The sequence below is a fragment of the Vibrio sp. B181a genome, from assembly GCF_030248375.1.
GTDB lineage: Bacteria > Pseudomonadota > Gammaproteobacteria > Enterobacterales > Vibrionaceae > Vibrio > Vibrio campbellii.
This window is the reverse complement of the sequence record NZ_JAHGAD010000015.1, coordinates 155,024-177,512: the sequence shown is the minus strand read 5'-3', so window position 1 is coordinate 177,512 and position 22,489 is coordinate 155,024. Positions and strand designations below refer to the sequence as shown.

Genomic DNA, 22,489 nt, shown 5'->3' with positions numbered 1-22,489 from the left:
GAACCTAGAACCTAGAACTAACCCTTGCGGCGCCTTCTGTGCGCCGTAATTTTGCGAAGGGACACGGAGTACAGTTCCTTTGTTGCATTGCGTTGCAAACTCAACGCGACGTTGCTAATTATTATGCACCTGAGTGTTCTATTAATACTCACTGAGTTGTATAATGTTTGTTCAGCGGCTGTATAAATTCAACAAAAAACATTACCACCAACTCTTACTAATAAATCTGGGGTAATGAGGCTTATTCTTCGTCATGATTGAACACAATTCCAAATTAAACGTCATTTGGTCGTTACCACGCTATAAAAAACGTGTCATTAGTGTAGTAGTAGACTTTTTCATTATCTCCAGTGCGTTTTTAATGGCGTACTGGACCAGAATTGGAGAGTTTACTCACCTACCAGATACGGCAAGTCAGTATGTGCTCTATTCCACCATAGCGATTACGCTAGCGATCTTTGCTGCTTTGGGCTTGTATCGCGCGGTACTGCGTTATTTAGGCTTTCATGTGTTGGCAGTGGTTGGCTTAGGCACCATTCTTTCTGCGATGTGCGCGGCAACGTTTGCTTTTGCTTTCCATGCTGAGCTACCTCGTTCTGTTCCGTTTATTTATGCGGCCTTTTTGGCTATTGGCGTTGGTTGCAGCCGCTTGGTCGTGAGAAGCTTGGTCGCCCAATCCGTGCATAAAGCGGGGACACCAGTGCTGATTTATGGTGCAGGCAGTGCTGGGCGTGAGCTGGCGTTTGCGCTGCGCCAATCAGAGACGCATCGCGTAATTGGCTTTGTTGATGAGGACAAAACGCTCTACAACACCACTTTAATGGGACATTTTGTTTACACGGTAGGAAAAGCGCCAAAAGCGATCAAAAAATACGATGTTAAGAAGATTCTGCTAGCAATCCCAAGTGCGTCGAACAAGCGTCGTAAAGAAGTATTGGATAGCATTTCTAAGTTGCCTGTTGAGATCCAAACCGTACCGGATATGCATGATATCTTAACCGGTAAATCTAAAATCGATGAACTAAAAGAAGTCCCAATTGGTGACTTGTTAGGTCGTGATGCGGTGCAACCTCAGCAAGTGTTGATGGAATCAAACATCAAAGACCAAACCGTTATGGTCACTGGAGCTGGTGGTTCAATCGGCTCAGAGCTTTGTCGACAGATCCTAAATTACTCCCCGAAAGCACTGGTCTTGTTTGAGTTATCTGAATTTGCTCTATACCAAATACATATTGAGCTGAGCCAAATCGTTAAAGACAAAAAGCTAAACATTGTGGTTGTCCCTCTAGTTGGGTCGGTACAAAGACAAAACCGTCTCGAAACCACCATGAAGGCGTTTGAAGTCGACACGGTTTACCATGCTGCTGCGTATAAACATGTTCCGCTTGTTGAATACAATGTCGTAGAAGGCGTACGTAATAACGTATTTGGTACTTACTATACGGCTTTAGCTGCCATTGATGCAGGCGTGAAAAATTTCGTTTTAATCTCTACTGATAAAGCGGTTCGTCCGACTAACGTGATGGGCACAACCAAGCGGATGGCGGAGTTAGGTCTACAAGCGCTGGCGGAGCAACAAAACCGCATTCGAGAGAATAACCCAAACCTAGGCACCCGCTTTTGTATGGTGAGGTTCGGTAATGTGTTGGGGTCATCAGGTTCGGTTGTTCCGGTTTTCAAAAAACAAATTGCTAAACGTGAACCAATCACGGTGACTCACAAAGACATCACTCGATACTTTATGACGATTCCAGAAGCCGCACAGCTTGTGATTCAAGCCGGAGCAATGGGTAAAGGTGGCGATGTGTTTGTGCTTGATATGGGCTCGCCAGTAAAAATTGTCGACTTGGCAAAGAACTTAATCCACCTATCGGGCTTGGAAGTCAAAGATGAAGCCAATCCAGAAGGGGACATTGAGATCAAGTACACAGGCTTAAGACCCGGTGAGAAGCTGTATGAAGAGTTGTTGATTGGTGATGATAATGTTTCTGAAACCGCGCATAGCCGAATCATGACGGCACAGGAAGACTTCTTACCAATGAAGGAATACGAAACGCTAATTAATAAATTGGATGTGGCTTGCCACAACTTCCAACATGAGGTGATTCGTCGTTTATTGCTAGAGGCTCCGACGGGCTTCAACCCTGTAGATGGCATTGAAGATTTGGTTTGGAAGCAAACCTCCAGAACAGCAACCTTGTTTAACTTTGAGCCAAAGCAAAGTAATGCAGGTGAAACTTGATGCTTTCGTAGTGATAATAAATAATAAGGAAATTAATCATTTGTTGATGATACCTTGATAGGGAACGACTCGATTCCAAATATCATCAGCAACGAAATGACAAAAGTAAAAAGGCACCAGAGCGGTGCCTTTTTGTGTATTCATGACTTTTACAGTGGCAAAACTGATGGCACAGAAAATAACTAAAAAACGGATTGCAGTACTCTCGCTACCGCTTTTAATGAGCGCACCTATTGCAGCAGAAGGTTTAAAAACGCTTCCGTCTAACCAGAGTTTTACGGGACTGACGTTGACACCCAACGCACAGTCTTTGGAATATGGGGACTTCTCTTTCACGTATGCTCAGGGGCTGCCTTTTCAAACCCAGATTCAAGATCTTGATTCACTCAAGTTTTCATTTGGGATTGTTGAGGGGTTGGAAGCCCATGGCAGAATTGTAACCGATGACTATAACTCGAATTGCTTCGTCGATTGTGGGGATACTCGTGATTTGTCCATGTCGTTCAAATATCAGTTACCAAACTTTTGGGGTGTCGATAGCTTAGACTTTGCTGTAGGTGTTCAAGATCTCGGGGGAGCAGCAAATCAATTCAGTACCCAGTATGCCGTTGCGGATTATTCTTTTGATTTTGCTCCAATTCGCGTATCAGCAGGTTATGGTGTCTCTGACATTATGTTAGGTGTGATGGACGGCCCATTTGGTGGTATTGAATACCAACCATTTGACTTTGTTCAGCTCACTGGTGAATACGATGCTGTCGAGTTTAACTCATCAGTGAAAGTGTTCACGCCAAAAGAACTGCTACCTTATGACATGACGGCTTCTTTGAGTTACCAAATTTACTCTGGCCATGAGACGGATGAACAGAATATGTGGAATGCCGCATTGTCTATCCCGCTCATCACCGATTACACCCGTTCTCGTGAGTATGCTCGTAACAATGTTTCACTAATGGAAAAGCTCTCTCTAGAGCAAAGCAAAGCGGATAATGCGTCAATCTCTGCTTTGGTAAGTGCACTGCGCAACGAAGGTTTTGTGAATATTCAAATAGGTACCTTAAACCAGTCGGTTGTCGTAGCTCTAGAGAACCGCCGCTACAATCACAACCAGATGGATGGTTTGGGTGTGGCGATGGGGATCATTTCAAGTCACTTCGGTCCGAACTCCGCACAAGAAATGGGCTTAAGCTCTGATCGTGTAGAGTTAATGCTATTGGCCAACCAAAAACCAGTGGTGAGTGTGCAAACGGATGCGACTTGTTACAAGAGTTTTGTGAAGGGTTCTGCAGCATGTGATGACATTCAATTCAGTACCAAGAATCTATCCGATAAGCTCGAGTTGGTGGAGTGGAAAACAGAGCGCGTAAACAGTGGAACGTTAGATTCACAATTGGTGTTATCGCCAATGGTACGCCATGGTGTTGCGACTGAGTTTGGTGTTTATGATTACTCGCTCGCGATGTCGAGTAACCTATATACCTTCTTGTGGTCTGGTGCTGCTGTTGATATTCGCCATATCTTGCCATTAGCGGAAAGCGACGATTTTGAAGAGGGCGGTTACTTTGAAGATAGCGCCTACGAAAACGAAATTGACCGTGCTATGGTGCATCAATTTTTCCGCTTGCCATATGTCGATGTAGCTAACCAAGTGTCGTTAGGTCTGGTGAAAACCGATTATGTTGGTGCTCGTAGTGAATCTGCTTGGTTCTCTCCATCTGGTGCTCATGCTCTTGGGCTAGAGATGAGTTATTTCCAGCACATGGATGATAAAGATAAAAATGGTTATGCAAACCTAGATCGCCAAACGTTCCTAACTCGTTATACCTTTAGTATGCCTGAATGGGATTGGCAGTTTAATGCAACCGCGGGTGAGTTTTGGAAAGGGGATGTCGGCGCGAAGCTCACGACTTCACATTGGTTTGAGGACATTGAAGTTTCTGCGAGCTACCAAGTGACGAAGTTTAATGATACCGATGAAGAGCAGTTCGTTACTGTAGCGGTGAAACTACCTCTGACACCTTGGCGTGATATGTCTCCAGGCTTACTTCAGGTTCGTGGTAATGAAGCATACGACTTTAATGTCTCGACGCGAGTTGGTAACGATGTGAACTATTTGAGCACAGGACAAGGTGATGAACTGGTGATGGATAACAACATGCTACGTCGTTACTTTAACCGTGGTCGTTACGGTAGTGATTATTTCGAAGAGAACAAAATCCGTATGCGCAATGCTTACTTACGTTACTTAACGACTCAAATTGATTAGTCGCCCCCTCTCTTAACTATCGCTTAGAAAGTTGATCTGGCAGTAAATGAGAGATTGAGTTCAGCGAGCGATCTATTCTGAAATAGTAAAAAGCGGCCGAAAAGCCGCTTTTTTGTTTTCTGTCATTCTATAAGATTAGATTGCAGAGTATTAAGCTATCTTGAATCTGAAACTATTGATATCCTACTATTAGAAATAAAACTCAGGGCATTAGAATGAAAATAGCGGTTGCCGGTACAGGTTATGTAGGGCTTTCTAACGCAATGTTATTAGCTCAAAACCACCAAGTTGTTGCACTAGATATTGTTGCTGAAAAGGTTGAATTGCTGAATAACAAGCAATCACCGATTGTGGATCGTGAAATAGAAGACTTTCTAGCGAATAAGACGCTGGATTTTGTTGCGACAACAGATAAGGTGTTGGCTTACGAAAACGCAGAGTTTGTCGTTATTGCAACGCCGACAGATTATGATCCAGTAACGAACTACTTCAACACGTCTTCCGTTGAGGCAGTGATTAGAGATGTGATGAGCATTAACCAAAATGCGGTGATGATCATCAAATCGACGGTACCTGTGGGTTATACTGCTCGCATCAAAGAGGAAATGAACTGTGAAAACATCATCTTCTCTCCAGAGTTTCTTCGTGAAGGTAAAGCGCTGTATGACAACCTTTATCCTTCTCGCATCATCGTTGGTGAGCAAAGTGAGCGTGCTAAGGTGTTTGCTGATTTGCTAGTTGAGGGCGCTGAGAAGGAAAACATCGAAGTTCTTTTCACGGACTCAACGGAAGCAGAAGCAGTAAAGCTGTTCTCTAATACCTATCTTGCCATGCGCGTTGCTTACTTTAACGAGCTTGATTCTTACGCGGAAGCGCATGGCCTTAACTCTCGCCAGATCATTGAGGGTGTTGGTTTAGACCCTCGTATTGGTAATCACTATAACAACCCTTCGTTTGGTTACGGTGGTTACTGTTTGCCAAAAGATACTAAGCAGCTACGCGCGAACTACCAAGATGTACCGAACGACATCATTGGTGCAATTGTAGAAGCAAACCGTACGCGTAAAGACTTTGTCGCGGAATCAGTTTTGAAGCGTGAGCCTAAAGTTGTGGGTATCTACCGCCTTATCATGAAAGCGGGGTCTGATAACTTCCGCGCTTCTTCTATCCAAGGCATCATGAAGCGCATCAAAGCGAAAGGTGTTGAAGTTGTGGTTTACGAACCGGTGCTGCAAGAGGATGAGTTCTTCAACTCTCGTGTTGTTCGTGACTTAGAAGAGTTCAAACAAGTTTCTGATGTCATTGTGTCGAACCGCATGGTCGAAGACTTAGAAGACGTGGTTGATAAGGTTTACACTCGCGACTTGTTTGGTAGCGACTAAGCAATAGAGATTCGTAAATGGGCTCCTTTTTAGGGGCCTTTTTTGATCGGGTGCTTGGCGAATGGTGTTGATTTGCTGGTTGGAGTTAGGTGCTTGTCGTGAGCAGATTCCTGATGTCGCTTGGGCTCCTGGAATGACAGAACTCACTAGATCGTAAGCAAACAAAAAGGGATGCGTGATGCATCCCTTTGTTATTTCTGCTTAGTAAAAGCGAAATTAAGCTTTAGCTGCTGCCGCTGCTTTAGCGATTGCTACGAAGCTCTTAGCGTCTAGAGAAGCGCCGCCAACTAGAGCACCGTCGATGTCTGGTTGTGAGAAGTAAGCTTCAGCGTTTTCTGGCTTAACAGAACCGCCGTATTGAATGATTACTTGTGCTGCAACTGCTTCGTCTTTCGCTGCGATTAGTGCGCGGATAGAAGCGTGGATGCGTTGTGCATCTTCAGCTGTTGCTGCTTTACCAGTACCGATAGCCCAGATTGGTTCGTAAGCAATGATTGCGCCGTTTAGAGCTTCAACACCGTAAGTGTCGATAACTGCGTTGATTTGACGTGCACATACTGCTTCAGTTTCGCCAGCTTCGTTTTGAGCTTCAGATTCACCGATACAGAAAACAGGCGTTAGACCGTTTTCTTTTAGGAAGTTGAATTTCTTCGCGATGAACTCGTCAGATTCGTTGTGGTATTCACGACGCTCTGAGTGACCGATGATGATGTGAGAAGCACCGAAGTCTTTCAGCATTTCTGGAGACATGTCGCCAGTGAAAGCACCGCTGTTGTTTAGGTCAGTGTTTTGTGCACCTAGGATAACTTTGTTACCGCCTTCAGCGATTACGCGCTCAGCTAGATCGATGTAAAGAGCTGGTGGAGCTACTGCTACGTCTACACCTTCAACGCCTTCAAGCTCAGCGTTAATACCTGTTAGTAGCTCAGTTACCATTGCTTTGCTACCGTTTAGTTTCCAGTTACCCATCACTACAGGACGACGCATAGGAATATCTCCCTTATCTTTAATGTAAATAGTCTATTAATGTAAAAAATCTACGTAGGAATATAACAGAATAATGTGAACAGATCATGATTGGCGTCATGTCTTATTCGGCTTTCTTCATCTGGTCGGTGCTGCATTTGTTCTGTTATTTTTATCAAAAGCAATCGATTGGTGATCGCGTAGACAGAATGATAGTTCATTCCTCGGAAAATGCGCCTTAGATTGGTATTACTACGGGCTAAAAGTTAGCCGTAATAAGAAAGGAATCAAAATGCCAAACTTAGTTTTAGAATATTCTAACTCCGTTGATGAGCGTGTGAATGTTCAAGGCCTATTAGAAGACTTACACAAAGTGACTTTAGACAGTGGTTTGTTTGAGCTGGCGTCAGTAAAATCACGCGCACTTCGTTGCCACAATTGGCTGGTCGGGGAAGAGGGCGATAGTGTGGATTTTATTCATATCAACTTTGACTTGCTAACAGGAAGAAGCCCAGAACAGAAGCGGGAATTATCGAGAGCGCTGATGGCGGTGCTACAAGAACAAGCGAGCCACGTACGCAGTTTGACGGTGAATGTTCGAGATATGGATATTGATTGCTTTCAGAAGGTGGTAAATTAGACACACTAGATTTACTTAGTGCGGCCAAGGAGTTGTCGCACTTTCAATATGTTGAGTGTTTCGATGTCGATTAAAGAACTATTGTTTTCTTTCCAAGGTCGTATAGGCCGTAAAACTTACTGGATGTGGAATATCATCTACTACATCATGATCTTGGGTTTCGGTGCAGGCATCAGTAAGTTATTCCCTGCGTTTTCTTATATTCTTCTGCCTATCTTCTTATTGATTCTTCTTATCCCAGACTTAGCTATCACCACTAAGCGTTGGCATGACCGTAATAAGTCGATTTACTGGTTGGCGTTGAACATCCCGTTGATCATTGGCCGAGTTGCAACGCCGATGACGAATCCAGCAGCACAAGACCCATCAACTCCGCAAATGATGATAGCTTCGATTTCTCTGATTTGTGGCCTATGGATTCTGGTGGAGTGTGGTTTCTTGAAAGGTACAGCAGGTCAAAACAACTACGGCCCTGAGCCGAAGTAAGTATAGCTCTCTAGGCTTTAAATAAGGTTCGAGGATTCTAGAGCCTTATTTCTATTCCTTAGTAAAAATCATCTCTATCTTTAAACGCCTTCAACTCAACCACATCGGCTTTTTGAGTTGGTGCCGTTTCCCCTTGTAATGCCTCTCTGAATTTTACGACCTGTTTTTGTAGCTCATTCATCAACACAACGTTGGTGTGGTTGGGATTTTTGCAGTTGTGGATGACTCTATCTATGTGGCTTTGCTGAGCCCACAATCGTGGTTGCATCCGTTCTGAGGCGCCTTCAATCATTTCTTTCGCCATATCATGACGGAACTGTTCAAAGGCTTCGGGATCGCGTTCTGCCATTTTTACCATCTCATCGAATGAGGGCAAAACTTGAGGCTTGTGGGTGCTTGCCATAACTATCTCCAAATCCATTGGATGTTGCTCCTAGTTACTAAAAGCTTAATCCATGTAGAAACGGAGATAGAAGGAATGACAGCATCGTCTCACTAATAAGAGTGCATGTTCATAACAAAGTGGGAGTGAGTCGAGATATTAGGCTTGAATACGGTACACGCAGCGGCGTTGACCACTGATGATGTGCTCGGCGCGTTCGATTTTGGTTTCATTGCCGAGAAGCGATTGGAAGACGTTAAGCTCAGATTGGCACAAGCTTGGGCAGCGAGTCGCGGCTTTGCAGATAGGGCAGTGGTTTTCTATCAGAATAAACCCATGCTCATCTTGTTCCAGTTCGGCCATGTAGCCTTCTTGCTCACGCAGGGTAACCAGTGTCTGTAACTTGCTCTCTAGCGAGTCGCACTGCTCAAGGTGCTGTTGGTAGCTTTGTAGGGTGAGTTTTTCGCGTTCAGACGTGACTTTCTCCAGTCCATCTTTACCGAAGATATGCTCTACGGCCTCAATAAATTGAATGGTCAGTTCACCGTGGCGATCAGAAAATTGCTCATGACCTTTTTGCGTAAGGGACCAATGGCGAGTTGGGCGACCAACTTTGACTTTTACATCATGAATCGACAGGACGCCGTCATCTTCCAAACCTTGCAGGTGCTGACGCGCACCCATGGTTGTCATACCCAGTTCAGAAGAGAGCTGTTTCGCGGTGACAGAGCCATCACGCTTAACGATTTGCAAAATCCTATCTACGGTCTTCATATACCCACCATTTATACGTCAGTACATATTATGCGCGATAGGGTTAGTAAAGAAAAGTGTTGACTTAATTTTGGGGGAACAAGGTGTAAAAGAAAGGTCCTAGGAAAAAAGAGTGTTCTTAGGAGAAAGGCAAGTTCCTAGGGCCTAGGATCCCAGGCCCTAGGAACTTTGTATCTGTTTAAAGAATAATATCGCGTACTTCTGGATCTTTACGCTCTAGGTAGTGCGTAGACTTGATGCGGCGGATTGTACGACAACGGCCACGAATCAATAGAGTTTCTGTTGTTGCGATATTGCCTTGGCGAGAGATGCCCTCTAGCAGGTCACCTTTAGTAATCCCCGTTGCAGAGAAGACTACGTTGTCGCTGCGCGCCATGTCTTCCATCTTCAATACAACATTCGCTTTTACACCCATCTCTTCACAGCGTTGTAGTTCAGCTGAGCCATAGATGCGGTTTTCTTCCGTATCGCCTTTTACTTCATGACGAGGAAGAAGACGACCATGCATGTCACCGTCTAGTGCGCGAATTACTGCTGCAGATACTACGCCTTCTGGTGCGCCGCCGATGCAGTACATCATGTCTACTTCGCTATCTGGCATACAAGTTAGGATTGAAGCGGCTACGTCACCGTCTGGCACTGCGAACACACGAACGCCCATCGCTTGCATCTCTGCGATCACTTCATCGTGACGTGGCTTAGCAAGCGTAATCACAACAAGCGTATCAAGAGGCTTGTTCAGCGCTTTCGCTACGTTTTCTAGGTTTTCTTTTAGTGGTTTACCTAGGTCGATAACGCCTTTTGCACCGGGGCCAACAACCAGTTTTTCCATGTACATGTCAGGCGCTTTCAGGAAGCTGCCTTTCTCACCCGCTGCCAATACTGCTAGGGCGTTAGATTGGCCCATTGCGGTCATGCGTGTGCCTTCGATTGGGTCTACTGCGATATCGACTTCGTCGCCACCAATACCCACTTGCTCACCGATGTATAGCATTGGTGCATCATCGATTTCACCTTCACCAATAACGATTTCACCACTGATGTCTGTTTTGTTCAGCAGGGTGCGCATCACTTCAACTGCTGCACCGTCCGCTGCGTTTTTGTCGCCACGGCCAAGCCATTTGTAACCAGCCAAAGCGGCACCTTCAGTAACACGGGAAAATGCCATTGCTAAATCGCGTTTCATGATGTCTCCAAGTAACAAGAGGGAAGAATAATTTGCGCGGCGATTTTATCACATCGTCAGTTAAACGTTTGCCTTTTTGCTGAGCTTTTACTTTAACTAAGTTGAATTTGATCAATACTTGGGTGAGTTTATGGGGTAGTGATGGGAAAATGCATTGCGCAAAAATGCTTCGATGATAAGAAAAGTCAGCGTTTAGTGAGATTGCGCCGATTTTTTAACCGAATGATGCAAAATATCGAATATAGTAAGTGTTTCTCGTCGCTACGCTGAGTAGAATGAACCTCATAGGTAAGGTGCAAGCGAATGCTCGCGCATCGTCCCAACGGAATAACAATAGGTAGGCCAAGATGTCTTTTGAAGTACTAGAACAACTAGAATCGAAAATTCAAACTGCAGTTGACACAATCACTCTTCTTCAGATGGAAGTCGAAGAGCTGAAAGAAGATAAAGTGAAGCTTGAAACAGAAGCAAACGAGCTTCGTTCTCAGCGAGAAGAGCTAGAGCAAAAATCTCAGCAAGCTCAACAAGAACACGCACAGTGGCAAGAGCGCATTCGTGCACTACTTGGCAAGATGGACGAAGTGGAATAATCCACTTAAGTATCCAGAATCAAAAACACCCGCTTCGGCGGGTGTTTGCGTATTTGGCGATGGGTTTTTAGCGACTGGCTCGTTGCTAATAAAGGAGTGAGGTTAGTTTAACCTTCCTCACCTTCGTCTTCTTCATCGAGCTCTAAATCTACATTTAGAGGCTCAGGAGAAAGAATGATGCCGGTGCTGTCTGCGTAGATGTAATCTTCAGGTAGGAAGCTAACGCCACCGAAGTTCACTGGTACGTCGATTTCACCGATACCTTGGTTTGCTGCCCCAACAGGGATAGACGCGAGTGCTTGAATGCCTAGGTTCATGTCTTCCAGCTCGTCCACTTCGCGGACACAACCGTAAACGACGATGCCTTCCCATTCGTTTTCTTCTGCAAGCGTCGCGATTTCTGCATCGATTAAGGCCCTGCGTAGGGAACCACCACCATCAATCAACAATACCCGTCCGATACCATCTTGTTCTAACGTTTCGCGGATCAGTGCGTTGTCTTCAAAACACTTAATCGTTGTCACTTGCCCGGCAAACGAAGCTCGTCCGCCAAAGTTACTGAACATCGGTTCAACCACGTCTACCTGATCAAGGTAGATATCACAGAGTGCTGAGGTATTGTATTCCATAGCGTACCTTTCTAAACAGAAACTGTTGTCTTTGAGTATATCTAGGCATTAAGTCAATGCAATGACAATCCTTTTTTAACTCATTAGAGTTTGAGCTACCACAATTGTTGCAAATAAAACATTGGTAACAAGCGAGCACTTCACAACTACGGGCATCATTGGAGCGATTTGCGCAGGTTTCTCGGTATTCCAGACCGCTTTACCATGGTTCGCCACCACGAAAATGCTGATCAGGAATGGCAAGCTGATCCATACCGGTTTGTCTTGAATCAGCAGATAAACAGCAAAAGCCAGTAGTGCGCCACCAAGTAAGATGAAGTGGTATTGTTTCGCTTTGCGTTGGCCAAGTCGAACCGCCATGGTGCGTTTACCACATTCGCTATCGTTCTCGATATCGCGCATGTTGTTGATGTTCAGTACAGCTACTGCCAACAAACCACAACCTAGTGCTGGTAGGAATAGTGTCGCATCTACATGACCTGTGTGTAGGAAGTAAGTGCCAGATACACCAAGTAGGCCAAAGAAGATAAATACAGACAGGTCACCTAAGCCAACATAACCGTAAGGCTTGCTGCCCATGGTATAAGCAATCGCCGCGATAATGGCAAGAATGCCCAGACCGATAAAGGTAATGATGCTTTCAAAAGAGCTCAGTGCGTAAAACACTAAGGTTAAACCAGCAATGGCGGTCAGGATGATGTTGAAGATGATCGCTTTCTTCATTTGATCCGCAGTTACCGCGCCAGACTGCATCGCACGCTGAGGGCCTAAACGGTTGTCGTTGTCCGTGCCTTGCACTGCGTCGCCGTAGTCGTTCGCAAGGTTCGACAATATTTGCAGTAGCGTTGCGGTGACGAAGGCCATTACAGCGATAGTCAGCGAGAAGTGACCCGCAGAGTAGGCGAGTACGCTACCGGTCAAAATAGACACCAGTGCGAGGGGTAATGTTTTTGGGCGAGCGGCTTCAAGCCAGATCTGCAATGATTGTTTCATGGATATTTCGTGCTAGTAACCAATGTGCCCAGTATAAGCACAAAGCGCCCGTTACGCTATTGACCTGAAACAACTCAATTAAGAGTCAAAGGCTTACGGAGAAGGAACACAGTTTCCATATTTGAGGTAATAAATGGCGCCTTTTGGGAAAGGGAAGGGTACGGCGCACGTTGTTATTAGATCCTTAGTCTCGCTGGAGCTCGCTAGGATGACGAACTCTTTTTGTTTAGAGCTTGCTAAGGTAATTGTCATTCTGTATATGGACTCCCAATTAATTACAACCGATTTTTAAACAGTGAAAGGTAGATAGGATGCGTGCGTATATTCGGGCTCTTTGTGAGTAGCGAACTCTGCCCCTTTATGCATTCGCACCTTAATGCCACACCGAACAGTCGATATTGGATGTCTTCAGAATGAGCTGGCTCTTTAAGGTCGGTCTTACCTGTCTTTCGCTCTTTATTATTGGTAGTAACTAAATTTCGCAAGTATAGATTTAGCTGCTAGGCAGCATGTTTAAATGAAGTAGAGTACTGAGTGTCATGTTTCAGCATAGACCATGCTGTGCGTATGCTTTTATTCGCTAACGCGACAGCTGCTCTTCTTAGGCCAGCTCTAACTATCAAGGCTTTTAGCCAAGTCTCCTTACCATTTTTAGGCTCTCGATACTGAAGCAATCGGACAACGGATAGTGCACCTTGGATGAGATTTGCACGCAGCCTTTTGTTTGCTACTTTCTTACTAATACCAAGCATAGTCGTGACACCTCCAGTACTGTACTGCTTTGGTGTTAAACCAATACAAGCAGAGGCTTCTCGGCCGTTTTTGAAATTTCTACCAGTGTGTCCTAGTGCCAAATAGAGGCCGAGAGCATTGATAGGGCCAATCCCTTCAAGTTCAAGTAGTTTTTTACACTCTGAATGCCGGTTGATGTAGCAACTCAATTCTTTTTCAATCTGAACTTTTTGTTCTGAAAGCCCTTGGTGCAAGTTATACATATGGTGTAAATAAGGGCGCAATATATCAGGAAGTTCACTATCGCCATTTTCTAGAATTTGCGGGATGGTTTTGTTAAAGGCGCTAACTCCCTTTGGGATAGCGATACCAAACTCTAAAATCAGACCTCGCACCATGTTACTGGTAGCCACTATGAGGTCATTGAGATGTTGCCGAACGCGTTCAATCGATTGAAGCGCTTGAGCATCGATAGTTTTCACTCCAACAGAATGAACATTAGGTTGGCGTGCTGCAATTGCGATGGCAAGAGCATCATTTTTATCAGTCTTTTGGTTTGCTCTAAAAGGAGTTACGTTTTTTGGGGCAATAATACTGACATCATGGCCTAAGCTTTGGCAAAAACGTCCCCAATGATGCGCAGAACCACAAGCTTCCATTACTACATGAGAAGAGGGTTGTTTTTGTAACCATGACTTCAATTTTTGGTTATTTAAGGTTTTTTCAGAGGCAACTTGATCTCTAACTAGCTTACAAATTTGAAATGAGTTTTTTGCTAAATCAATGGCGATAGTAGTAGACTTTTTCATGTATGGCTCCCGATTAAAATTTCTGTTTGCACTAAAATTTTAGCTCCTCCTTGGAGGGGGGAGTCCATACATCGAACAACGAGGAACGAGGTGATTCAGAATCTACTGTCCGTTTGTGCTCTGGGTTGAAGTGAAAGACGAAGAGTTGGAGTGCGTTGTTATTAGATCCTTAGTCTCGCTTGGGCTCGCTAGGATGACGAACTCTTTTTGTTTAGAGCTTGCTAAGGTAACTGCCATGCGGAATGAAAAAGCCCAGAAGCATCGTTCTGGGCTTTGGACTCTAGAGAGCGTTATTAAAGAATAAAGCGGCTTAGATCTTCATCTTCAATCGTATCGCCTAGGCGGTCTTTCACGTATGCCGCGTTAATGACGAACTTCTCACCGGCTTTTTCAGTCGCGTCGTAAGAAATCTCATCCATCAAACGCTCCATCACAGTGTGTAGACGACGAGCACCGATGTTCTCAGTGGTTTCGTTCACCGTCCATGCCGCTTCTGCGATCTGAGTGATACCGTCTTCAGTGAATTCTACATCTACGCTTTCTGTTTTCATCAGCGCAATGTATTGCTCAGTTAGAGACGCTTTAGGCTCTGTTAGGATACGTTTGAAATCGTTGCTGGTCAGCGCTTCAAGTTCTACGCGGATTGGTAGACGACCTTGCAGTTCTGGGATCAGGTCAGAAGGCTTCGCTACTTGGAATGCACCAGACGCCACAAACAAGATGTGATCTGTTTTTACCATGCCGTGCTTCGTTGATACCGTGCTACCTTCGATTAGTGGTAGTAGGTCACGCTGAACACCTTCACGAGAAACGTCAGGGCCAGAGCTTTCACCGCGCTTACAAATCTTGTCGATTTCATCGATGAATACGATGCCGTTGTTTTCTACGTTGAAGATTGCAGATTCTTTCAGCTCTTCTTGGTTCACCAGTTTCGCCGCTTCTTCTTCCGCTAATGCTTTCATTGCGTCTTTGATTTTCAGCTTGCGTTTCTTCTTGGTGTCACCCGCTAGGTTTTGGAACATGCCCTGTAGCTGGTTAGTCATTTCTTCCATACCAGGAGGCGCCATGATCTCCACACCCATTTGCGGTGTAGCTACATCGATTTCGATTTCTTTGTCGTCTAGCTGGCCTTCACGCAGTTTCTTACGGAAGATTTGACGCGTGTTCGATGTATCTTCTTTTTGCTCAGATTGGCCCCAAGCATCACGAGCTGGTGGCAGTAGCGCGTCTAGTACACGTTCTTCTGCTTGCTCTTCTGCGCGGAATTTTACTTTTTCCATCGCTTGCTGGTGGGTCATCTTCACGGCCACGTCGGTGAGATCGCGGATAATGGTTTCCACTTCTTTACCTACATAACCCACTTCAGTGAATTTGGTTGCTTCTACTTTGATGAATGGTGCGTTTGCCAGTTTCGCAAGACGACGAGCGATCTCAGTTTTACCTACACCAGTAGGACCAATCATTAGAATGTTCTTTGGTGTTACTTCTACACGCAAGCTTTCTTCAAGCTGCATGCGACGCCAGCGGTTACGCAGTGCAATCGCAACCGAACGTTTTGCTTTGTCTTGACCAATAATGTGGCGGTTCAGTTCATGAACGATTTCGCGAGGAGTCATTTCAGACATATTCTTTCCTTACTTCGTTACGATTACGCTTAAGCCGTTGGCTTAGGAAGCTCTACAGTAGATTCTAGTTCTTCTACAGTGTGGTGATGGTTGGTGAATACACAGATATCGCCAGCAATGTTCAGTGCTTTCTCTGCGATTTCGCGTGCGTCTAGGTCTGTGTTTTCTAATAGTGCAGTTGCGGCTGCTTGTGCGTATGCGCCGCCCGAGCCAATAGCGATCAGATCGTTTTCTGGCTGAACCACATCACCGTTACCAGTGATGATTAGGGAAGCAGTTTCATCCGCTACGGCCAGTAGGGCTTCTAGTTTGCGAAGTGCACGGTCGCTACGCCAGTCTTTTGCTAGCTCTACAGCCGCCTTAGTTAGGTGGCCTTGGTGCATTTGAAGTTTGCTTTCGAAGCGCTCGAATAGGGTGAAGGCATCCGCGGTACCGCCAGCAAAACCGGCAAGTACTTGGTTGTTGTATAGGCGGCGAACTTTACGTGCGTTGCCTTTCATTACGGTATTACCTAGCGACACTTGGCCATCACCCGCGATGACGACTTTATTGTTTCGACGTACAGATACAATGGTAGTCACAGTCGACCTCTTAATTATTTCTCTTTGGATTTAATTAAGTATATGGGGCAAGTGAGTGGGGGATTCAAGGGGGCGAAAAGAAAGGCCCTAGGATCTTAGCTCCTAGGGCCTGTGTTTAAAGATTCTCTTTCCAAATTGCACACGGCTCAATCTTGGCGCGTTGCAACTTGTGGCGATCTTTCTCTGCCTCACGTTTGAACTTGTATGGACCAAGTACTACGCGATACCAAGAGCTGCCTTCTTTTTTAATCACACGGCTGCTCATACCTTGGAAGGCAATGGCGAGCTTACGCTCTTCTGCCTGACTTTGGTTTTTGTAAGCACCACACTGCATCACATAAGGTACTTTGGATACCTGAATTTCTTTAGCGACGACTTCTACTTCACGCTGTGGTAGAGATTCCACGTATTCCCACTTTTCTTCTGGTGGAGGTGGAATGTCTTTCTTCGGCTTTGGTTTGCTGGTGGTATTCGTTACAGGCTTTTCCGCCACAACGGTTTGTTCAGGTTCTGGATCTGAGCTCAATAAATACAAACCATAGCCGAAACCGCCCACGAGCAATATTGCTAGTAGACCACTACGCCAAGGTTTTTTTCTTGAAGGTTGTTTTTTTGTCGACTTCTTCGGAGCGCCGCGTCCGCGTCTTACATAATCTCTATTTGCCACGGTTACTTCTGGTCATCAAGGATTCTGGCAAATATGTTAATCCAGAATGCGACGAGAAAACACCCTAATTAGATAATCTTGTTAGCTACGTGCAGGAAAGTAGACATTAAAAAGCGACGCTAAATGCGTCGCTTAGAATCAAACGGTTGTTGCTATGGAAGAGTTTTCTTATCGAAGTGGCGGTGGCGCTGCACTGCCACGCACAACAAGTTTGGTCTCGAGTAGGCGAGAACCAGAATGCACGTCGTGACCTTTAAGCAACTCAAGCATCATCAACATCGCTTGGCGACCGATCTCATAACGAGGTTGAGAGATGGTGGTTAGCGGTGGATCGCAATATTGAGCGAACTGAATGTCATCAAAGCCGACAACGGACAGGTCTTGAGGAATACGCAAACCTAGGCGCTTCGCTTCTTGAATAGCACCAATTGCCATGGTGTCACAGTGACAGAATAGAGCGGTCGGTGGCTCTGGAAGCTCAAGCAGTTTACGCACGGCTTGTACTCCGCCGTCAAAAGAGAAGTCGGCAATAACGGTGTATTGCTCCTCTTTATTAATACCCGCACGACGTAGAGCTTGTTGGTAACCTTGGTGGCGGAACTGACACAGAGCAGCAGAGTCTGGGCCAGAGATCTGAGCAATACGCTTATGACCTAACTGAGTAAGGTAGTTCACGGCTTCGAATGCTGAGGTTAGGTTATCGATATGAACGGTTGGCAGTTCCAACTCTGGAGCAAATTCACACGCCATCACCATAGGTGGCAGATTTTTCTGCTCAGGCTTGCTGACATCAAACGGCAGATCAGTACCAAGCAAAAGCATACCATCTGCTTGTTTAGTAAAGACTAAGTTAACAAACGAGCTTTCACGCTTTTTCTGCTGACCGCTGTCGCCCAATAGAACAAGATAGCCGTGTTCCATTGCTGCATCTTCAATACCACGAATGATCTCTGAGAAGTACGGGTCGCAAATGTCCGGTACGATGGTGACAATGGTTTTTGATTCATTTCTGCGTAAGTTACGAGCTAATGAATTTGGTGAATAACCAGCTTCTAGTACGGCATCTTCCACTCTCTTTCTTGTTGAAGAAGAGACTTTTTCTGGATTCATTAATGCTCTTGATACCGTCGCAGTAGATACCCCTGCAAGCTGGGCAACATCCTTCATTGTCGCCATAGTTTTTACCCTCTTAAAATATTCGCCAAGGTGACGTTTGTCATTGTTCTAATTGAAGCCTATGTGACTGATCCACTTTAGACTTTACTAATTTGAATAGTCTATTCATTTCTAAAGGGAAAGTTACGGTCTGTTTAACAAAAATTGCAATCCTAATGTGAATCTCATCACATTAAAAGGCAATTCATTACATGGTTAAACGTTTGCTAGCTGAGATCCTGTGGCTCTATGTCTAAATTCCAGCGAACTTTCTTGGCATTTGGCAACAACTCAATAGCAGGTTTCGCACTGGTTAATAACTTTTGCATCAATGAGCGATGCTGAGTCTGCAATAATAACTGCCATCGATACTTACCAGCGCGCTTAGCCAGTGGTGATGGTGTCGGCCCCAACACCATGCAGCTATCATCGAACAATGGGTGCGATTCAAGGGTAAAACGCACCTGACGTAAAAAGTCTTCGACCACTTCGCTTTGGTTGGCTTCTGCTTTAAATAAGGTCAAGAAGCTATACGGTGGCAGTTGGGCGAGTTTACGCTCTTCCAATGCGGTCATAGCGAAGTGGCGATAGTCTTTCTGCAGTAGAGCTTGCAGTAAACTGTGTTCTGGGTGGTGAGTTTGCAATATCACTTCACCGGGTTTGCTTGCGCGACCTGCGCGACCTGCTACCTGAATAAACAGTTGAGCCAGTCTCTCGGAGGCGCGGAAGTCACTACTGTAGAGGGAGCCATCAACATCGAGTAGCGCAACAAGCGTCACATTTGGGAAGTGGTGGCCTTTTGCTAACATCTGTGTGCCAATCAGAATTTGGTATTCGCCTTTACGAATCGATTCGAGCGCATCTTCTAAACTGCCTTTACGGCGCGTGCTGTCTCTATCAATGCGAATGGCTTTGTATTCTGGGAAGAGCTCGGCCAGTTGCAACTCAAGCTGTTCGGTACCCACACCCACAGTGACCAACTGAGTCGAACCACAACCTTGGCATTGATTAATGACAGGCTGCTGTGAGCCACAATGGTGACAGCGAATCTCATTGCTGTATTGGTGGAAGGTGTAGTAAGCATCACAGCGTTTACATTCCGCAATCCAGCCACATTCATGGCACATTAACGCCGGTGAGAAGCCGCGACGGTTTAAGAACAGCATCACTTGGTTGCCCGCTTTTAGATGTTTGCGCATTTCAGCGATCAATGGCGCGGATAAGCCACTGTCTAGATAGAGGCCTTTAACATCTAGTACCTTGTTAGTGGTCGGAACGGCAGAACCGGCGCGTTGTGTCAGAGTTAAATGGTGGTACTTGCCCGTTAGTGCATTGTGCAGTGTTTCTAAGGCTGGCGTGGCAGAGCCGAGGACAATAGGCACTTGCTCTTTATGTGCACGCATCACCGCAACATCACGAGCATGGTAGCGTAGGCTATCTTGTTGTTTATAAGACGAGTCGTGTTCTTCATCGACAATGATAATGCCAAGATCAGCAAAAGGCGTCAGTAGGGCAGAGCGCGTACCAATAATGATGCCTGCGGCTTTGTCTCGGGCAGAAAGCCAAGCGTTGAGTCGCTCGGTATCATTTAACCCAGAGTGTATGACATCCACAGGCACATTAAAGCGACGCTTGAAGCGGTTAATGGTTTGGGGCGTCAGACCTATCTCAGGGACGAGCACCAAAGCTTGCTTACCTTGTTCAAGTACTGGCTTAATGAGGTTAAGGTAAACTTCGGTTTTGCCGGAACCTGTAACGCCCTCTAATAAATAGCAGGCAAAGCCAGTTTGGCTGTTTACGCTAGCAATCGCCAGAGCTTGTTCGTGGTTGAGCTTTGGTTTTTCAACATCGAACTCAACTTGTTGGCCCCACTTAGTGATCGTCGGCTTTTTCTCTATGCGTTCGACCCAGCCTTTCTCTTCCAAAGACTTAAGTACGGTAGAGCCAATTTCTTGGTCGATGAACTCTTGGTGTGGCACTGAACCATTGACCAGCATCTGCAAAGCACGCTGTTGCTTGACTGCACGCCCTAAGCCTTGCATCAGCTTATCTTTACCCGACGCAGTGATTTGCCACTCTTGTAATGTCGCGAAATCGGCAGGTTTTCCCTTACGCAGGGCAGCAGGCATTGCATTATGAAGTGTGTCACCAAGTGGATATTGGTAAAACTGGCTGCACCAAGTCAGTAAAGAATAGAGTTTTTCTGGCCAAACTGGTTGGGCATCTAATACCGCTTTAATCGCTTTCAGTTGCGCTTTAGGAAAGTCTGAATGATTTACCATGGCGGTCACGATGCCAACCAAAGTCTGCCGACCAAAAGGCACAGAAACGCGTCCGCCAATCACAGGGAAAAGGTGACTAGGTATGACATAGTCAAACTGTTTGTCGAGCGGGACTGGCAGTGCTACTCGGGCGATGGATGGACGCATAGAATCTTTACTATATAAAAGAGGGAAGAGGGCTATAGTCTATTAAAACGCGTTAAGAAATTCGAGCGATCTGCATTTTGGGTAACTTGATTCTCTTCAGTACGAAAGTACTGGTGAAAAAAGTGGCGAAAAAGTTGCCAAATGTGTTGATCCTAGTCTAGTGATTCATTACTATACTGCGCCTTAGATATGGCTTCGGCATTTGGTCGATGCGGTATCGCACTTTTATTTTTCATTACGTGTGGTGTGCGGCTTAGATTCGTATAGCGACACGGCCTACAATTGAGGTTATCCCATGAAAGCTGGTATCCACCCAGAATACAAAGCAGTATCTGCTACTTGTTCTTGCGGCAACTCTTTCGAGTTCAAGTCAACTCTAGACAAAGAGTCTATCCACCTAGACGTATGTGACAAATGTCACCCATTCTACACTGGTAAGCAACGTATCGTTGATACAGGCGGCCGTGTTGATCGCTTCAACAAGCGTTTCGGTGCTCTATCAAGCAAGAAGTAATAGCCAGCGCTATTATTCCTGTTTAAAAAAGGACGCTTCGGCGTCCTTTTTGTTTATTTGCCCATCGTAAAATAGGCGATTTGGCTTAAAAACCGGGATAAGCCGAGTGGTTGAATTTTGTTCGATTATTTTTCACTCAGCTCTTGCATCCTAAAGTGTGATCTGTATAATGCGTCGCACTGGTTAAGCCAGTTGTGAACCAATGAGCAATGAGGAGCGAGCAAGTCTTCGGATTTGTAAGGTAATGTAGACTCAGCTTATGTTCGCGGTTAATACAATTAGCTATCTTTTCTTCGGAAAAACTATCCCCAGACGTGACTCTGGCATATAGGGATAGTTAATCGAAAATTAACTGACAATGCGTCCTAATCTTGGATGCTACGGTTTCACATAAATCAATCGGCATTCTCTCGTCTTGACGAGTTTGAGTGGCGATATTGTTTGTGTAATTTTTAATATTGGAGCTCTGTCTCATGCAGAACCAACGTATCCGTATCCGCCTAAAAGCATTCGATTACAAACTAATCGACGCTTCTACAGCGGAAATCGTTGAAACAGCTAAGCGCACTGGCGCACAGGTTCGTGGTCCAATCCCACTGCCAACTCGTAAAGAGCGTTTCACAGTTCTTATCTCTCCACACGTTAACAAGAAAGCACGTGACCAGTACGAAATTCGTACTCACAAGCGTCTAATCGACATCGTTGAGCCAACAGACAAAACTGTTGATGCTCTAATGCGTCTAGACCTTGCTGCGGGCGTTGACGTTCAAATTAGCCTAGGTTAAGGGAGATTAGAAGAATGATTGGTCTAATCGGTCGTAAAGTGGGCATGACCCGCGTATTTACTGAAGACGGCGTTTCTATCCCAGTAACAGTTGTTGAAGTTGAAGCAAACCGTGTTTCTCAAGTTAAAACTCTTGAGACAGATGGCTACGCTGCAATCCAGGTAACTGCTGGTTCAAAGAAAGCTAACCGTGTAAACAAAGCTGAAGCAGGTCACTTTGCTAAAGCTGGTGTTGAAGCTGGTCGTGGTCTTTGGGAATTCCGTTTGGAAAACGGTGAAGAGTTCGCAGTTGGCGCTGAGCTAACAGTTGAACTATTCAACGAAACTAAGAAAGTAGACGTTACTGGTACATCTAAGGGTAAAGGTTTCCAAGGCGCTGTTAAGCGTTGGAACTTCCGTACTCAAGATATGACTCACGGTAACTCATTGTCTCACCGTGCACCGGGTTCAATTGGCCAATGTCAAACTCCAGGTCGCGTATTTAAAGGCAAGAAAATGGCAGGTCACATGGGTGCTGAGCGTGTAACGACTCAAAACCTAGAGATCGTACGTGTTGACGCTGAGCGCAATCTGCTTCTTATTAAAGGTGCAGTACCAGGCTCAACAGGTGGCAACGTGATCGTTAAACCAGCTGTTAAAGCATAACGTCTCAGGAGT

The 22,489-nt window shown here is 45.4% G+C and carries 20 protein-coding genes and 1 pseudogene; 9 read left to right on the top strand and 12 right to left on the bottom strand.

What is annotated here, in order from left to right:
* Nucleotides 1-253 precede the first annotated feature (253 nt).
* The 3 genes from KIO97_RS08010 to KIO97_RS08000 all read left to right on the top strand — a co-directional run bounded on the left by KIO97_RS08010 (nucleotide 254) and on the right by KIO97_RS08000 (nucleotide 5,890).
* A complete protein-coding gene (locus KIO97_RS08010) occupies nucleotides 254-2,242 on the top strand; it encodes a nucleoside-diphosphate sugar epimerase/dehydratase (RefSeq protein WP_285381802.1) in 1,989 nt (662 codons plus the stop codon).
* Between the two features lie 166 nt (nucleotides 2,243-2,408).
* On the top strand, nucleotides 2,409-4,508 hold the full coding sequence (locus KIO97_RS08005) for a YjbH domain-containing protein (RefSeq protein WP_285381800.1): 2,100 nt from the start codon (nucleotides 2,409-2,411) through the stop codon (nucleotides 4,506-4,508).
* Nucleotides 4,509-4,723: 215 nt separating this feature from the next.
* The gene (locus KIO97_RS08000) at nucleotides 4,724-5,890 is read left to right on the top strand and encodes a nucleotide sugar dehydrogenase (RefSeq protein WP_167425845.1); all 1,167 of its coding nucleotides are present in this window, start codon (nucleotides 4,724-4,726) and stop codon (nucleotides 5,888-5,890) included.
* A gap of 216 nt (nucleotides 5,891-6,106) precedes the next feature.
* Here the strand turns inward: KIO97_RS08000 and tpiA are convergent, their stop codons facing one another.
* Nucleotides 6,107-6,877, bottom strand: a complete 771-nt coding sequence (tpiA, locus tag KIO97_RS07995; protein ID WP_005428123.1) for a triose-phosphate isomerase — start codon at nucleotides 6,875-6,877, stop codon at nucleotides 6,107-6,109.
* A 271-nt stretch (nucleotides 6,878-7,148) separates the two neighbouring features.
* On the opposite strand from tpiA, the gene KIO97_RS07990 reads away from it, so the two are divergent.
* Both KIO97_RS07990 and KIO97_RS07985 read left to right on the top strand, forming a co-directional pair.
* The gene (locus tag KIO97_RS07990; protein ID WP_010646376.1) at nucleotides 7,149-7,496 is read left to right on the top strand and encodes a 5-carboxymethyl-2-hydroxymuconate Delta-isomerase; all 348 of its coding nucleotides are present in this window, start codon (nucleotides 7,149-7,151) and stop codon (nucleotides 7,494-7,496) included.
* A 63-nt stretch (nucleotides 7,497-7,559) separates the two neighbouring features.
* A complete protein-coding gene (locus KIO97_RS07985; RefSeq protein ID WP_005442827.1) occupies nucleotides 7,560-7,982 on the top strand; it encodes a DUF805 domain-containing protein in 423 nt (140 codons plus the stop codon).
* 58 nt (nucleotides 7,983-8,040) lie between these two features.
* Here KIO97_RS07985 and KIO97_RS07980 read toward each other — a convergent pair whose 3' ends face one another.
* From KIO97_RS07980 to glpX, 3 genes are all read right to left on the bottom strand, one after another.
* Nucleotides 8,041-8,403, bottom strand: coding sequence for a DUF3135 domain-containing protein (locus tag KIO97_RS07980; protein ID WP_285381796.1), 363 nt, complete (start codon nucleotides 8,401-8,403; stop codon nucleotides 8,041-8,043).
* 120 nt (nucleotides 8,404-8,523) lie between these two features.
* Nucleotides 8,524-9,138: a metalloregulator ArsR/SmtB family transcription factor gene (locus KIO97_RS07975; protein ID WP_285381794.1), complete on the bottom strand. Its 615-nt coding sequence runs from the start codon at nucleotides 9,136-9,138 to the stop codon at nucleotides 8,524-8,526.
* Nucleotides 9,139-9,316: 178 nt separating this feature from the next.
* Complete coding sequence (glpX, locus tag KIO97_RS07970; RefSeq protein ID WP_012126871.1) at nucleotides 9,317-10,324, bottom strand: class II fructose-bisphosphatase; 1,008 nt, start codon at nucleotides 10,322-10,324, stop codon at nucleotides 9,317-9,319.
* Between the two features lie 347 nt (nucleotides 10,325-10,671).
* On the opposite strand from glpX, the gene zapB reads away from it, so the two are divergent.
* Nucleotides 10,672-10,914, top strand: coding sequence for a cell division protein ZapB (gene zapB / locus KIO97_RS07965; protein WP_005428165.1), 243 nt, complete (start codon nucleotides 10,672-10,674; stop codon nucleotides 10,912-10,914).
* Nucleotides 10,915-11,021: 107 nt separating this feature from the next.
* Here the strand turns inward: zapB and rraA are convergent, their stop codons facing one another.
* The 8 genes and pseudogenes from rraA to priA form a co-directional block, all read right to left on the bottom strand.
* On the bottom strand, nucleotides 11,022-11,543 hold the full coding sequence (rraA, locus tag KIO97_RS07960) for a ribonuclease E activity regulator RraA (RefSeq protein ID WP_045456248.1): 522 nt from the start codon (nucleotides 11,541-11,543) through the stop codon (nucleotides 11,022-11,024).
* Between the two features lie 75 nt (nucleotides 11,544-11,618).
* Nucleotides 11,619-12,536, bottom strand: a complete 918-nt coding sequence (locus tag KIO97_RS07955; protein ID WP_010646387.1) for a 1,4-dihydroxy-2-naphthoate polyprenyltransferase — start codon at nucleotides 12,534-12,536, stop codon at nucleotides 11,619-11,621.
* 500 nt (nucleotides 12,537-13,036) lie between these two features.
* Complete coding sequence (locus KIO97_RS07950; protein WP_285381789.1) at nucleotides 13,037-14,077, bottom strand: IS110 family transposase; 1,041 nt, start codon at nucleotides 14,075-14,077, stop codon at nucleotides 13,037-13,039.
* Between the two features lie 293 nt (nucleotides 14,078-14,370).
* Entirely contained in the window at nucleotides 14,371-15,702 is a 1,332-nt protein-coding gene (gene hslU, locus KIO97_RS07945) for an HslU--HslV peptidase ATPase subunit (RefSeq protein WP_050909802.1), read from the bottom strand.
* 29 nt (nucleotides 15,703-15,731) lie between these two features.
* On the bottom strand, nucleotides 15,732-16,283 hold the full coding sequence (gene hslV, locus KIO97_RS07940) for an ATP-dependent protease subunit HslV (RefSeq protein WP_005435051.1): 552 nt from the start codon (nucleotides 16,281-16,283) through the stop codon (nucleotides 15,732-15,734).
* Between the two features lie 115 nt (nucleotides 16,284-16,398).
* Nucleotides 16,399-16,950, bottom strand: a complete 552-nt coding sequence (locus KIO97_RS07935) for an SPOR domain-containing protein (RefSeq protein ID WP_005429952.1) — start codon at nucleotides 16,948-16,950, stop codon at nucleotides 16,399-16,401.
* A gap of 168 nt (nucleotides 16,951-17,118) precedes the next feature.
* Nucleotides 17,119-18,129 (bottom strand): annotated as a pseudogene (gene cytR, locus KIO97_RS07930) (DNA-binding transcriptional regulator CytR); the annotation flags it as partial.
* Between the two features lie 203 nt (nucleotides 18,130-18,332).
* Nucleotides 18,333-20,534, bottom strand: a complete 2,202-nt coding sequence (gene priA, locus KIO97_RS07925) for a primosomal protein N' (RefSeq protein WP_122018740.1) — start codon at nucleotides 20,532-20,534, stop codon at nucleotides 18,333-18,335.
* A 295-nt stretch (nucleotides 20,535-20,829) separates the two neighbouring features.
* On the opposite strand from priA, the gene rpmE reads away from it, so the two are divergent.
* From rpmE to rplC, 3 genes are all read left to right on the top strand, one after another.
* Nucleotides 20,830-21,048 carry a 50S ribosomal protein L31 gene (gene rpmE, locus KIO97_RS07920; RefSeq protein WP_005429947.1) on the top strand — a complete coding sequence of 73 codons (219 nt, stop codon included), beginning with the start codon at nucleotides 20,830-20,832 and terminating at the stop codon, nucleotides 21,046-21,048.
* Nucleotides 21,049-21,521: 473 nt separating this feature from the next.
* Nucleotides 21,522-21,833 carry a 30S ribosomal protein S10 gene (rpsJ, locus tag KIO97_RS07915; protein ID WP_004410492.1) on the top strand — a complete coding sequence of 104 codons (312 nt, stop codon included), beginning with the start codon at nucleotides 21,522-21,524 and terminating at the stop codon, nucleotides 21,831-21,833.
* A gap of 14 nt (nucleotides 21,834-21,847) precedes the next feature.
* Nucleotides 21,848-22,477 carry a 50S ribosomal protein L3 gene (gene rplC / locus KIO97_RS07910; RefSeq protein WP_005435072.1) on the top strand — a complete coding sequence of 210 codons (630 nt, stop codon included), beginning with the start codon at nucleotides 21,848-21,850 and terminating at the stop codon, nucleotides 22,475-22,477.
* Nucleotides 22,478-22,489 lie beyond the last annotated feature (12 nt).

Excerpts from the sequence above, each read along its gene's own strand:
- rpsJ (WP_004410492.1), top strand. The coding sequence starts at position 21,522 with ATGCAGAACCAACGTATCCGTATCCGCCTAAAAGCATTCGATTACAAA.
- rpmE (WP_005429947.1), top strand. The coding sequence starts at position 20,830 with ATGAAAGCTGGTATCCACCCAGAATACAAAGCAGTATCTGCTACTTGT.
- zapB (WP_005428165.1), top strand. The coding sequence starts at position 10,672 with ATGTCTTTTGAAGTACTAGAACAACTAGAATCGAAAATTCAAACTGCA.
- KIO97_RS07955 (WP_010646387.1), bottom strand. The coding sequence starts at position 12,536 with ATGAAACAATCATTGCAGATCTGGCTTGAAGCCGCTCGCCCAAAAACA.
- hslU (WP_050909802.1), bottom strand. The coding sequence starts at position 15,702 with ATGTCTGAAATGACTCCTCGCGAAATCGTTCATGAACTGAACCGCCAC.
- priA (WP_122018740.1), bottom strand. The coding sequence starts at position 20,534 with ATGCGTCCATCCATCGCCCGAGTAGCACTGCCAGTCCCGCTCGACAAA.
- rraA (WP_045456248.1), bottom strand. The coding sequence starts at position 11,543 with ATGGAATACAATACCTCAGCACTCTGTGATATCTACCTTGATCAGGTA.
- KIO97_RS07950 (WP_285381789.1), bottom strand. The coding sequence starts at position 14,077 with ATGAAAAAGTCTACTACTATCGCCATTGATTTAGCAAAAAACTCATTT.
- KIO97_RS08005 (WP_285381800.1), top strand. The coding sequence starts at position 2,409 with ATGGCACAGAAAATAACTAAAAAACGGATTGCAGTACTCTCGCTACCG.
- KIO97_RS07985 (WP_005442827.1), top strand. The coding sequence starts at position 7,560 with ATGTCGATTAAAGAACTATTGTTTTCTTTCCAAGGTCGTATAGGCCGT.
- KIO97_RS07980 (WP_285381796.1), bottom strand. The coding sequence starts at position 8,403 with ATGGATTTGGAGATAGTTATGGCAAGCACCCACAAGCCTCAAGTTTTG.
- tpiA (WP_005428123.1), bottom strand. The coding sequence starts at position 6,877 with ATGCGTCGTCCTGTAGTGATGGGTAACTGGAAACTAAACGGTAGCAAA.
- KIO97_RS08010 (WP_285381802.1), top strand. The coding sequence starts at position 254 with ATGATTGAACACAATTCCAAATTAAACGTCATTTGGTCGTTACCACGC.
- KIO97_RS07990 (WP_010646376.1), top strand. The coding sequence starts at position 7,149 with ATGCCAAACTTAGTTTTAGAATATTCTAACTCCGTTGATGAGCGTGTG.
- KIO97_RS07975 (WP_285381794.1), bottom strand. The coding sequence starts at position 9,138 with ATGAAGACCGTAGATAGGATTTTGCAAATCGTTAAGCGTGATGGCTCT.
- rplC (WP_005435072.1), top strand. The coding sequence starts at position 21,848 with ATGATTGGTCTAATCGGTCGTAAAGTGGGCATGACCCGCGTATTTACT.
- glpX (WP_012126871.1), bottom strand. The coding sequence starts at position 10,324 with ATGAAACGCGATTTAGCAATGGCATTTTCCCGTGTTACTGAAGGTGCC.
- KIO97_RS08000 (WP_167425845.1), top strand. The coding sequence starts at position 4,724 with ATGAAAATAGCGGTTGCCGGTACAGGTTATGTAGGGCTTTCTAACGCA.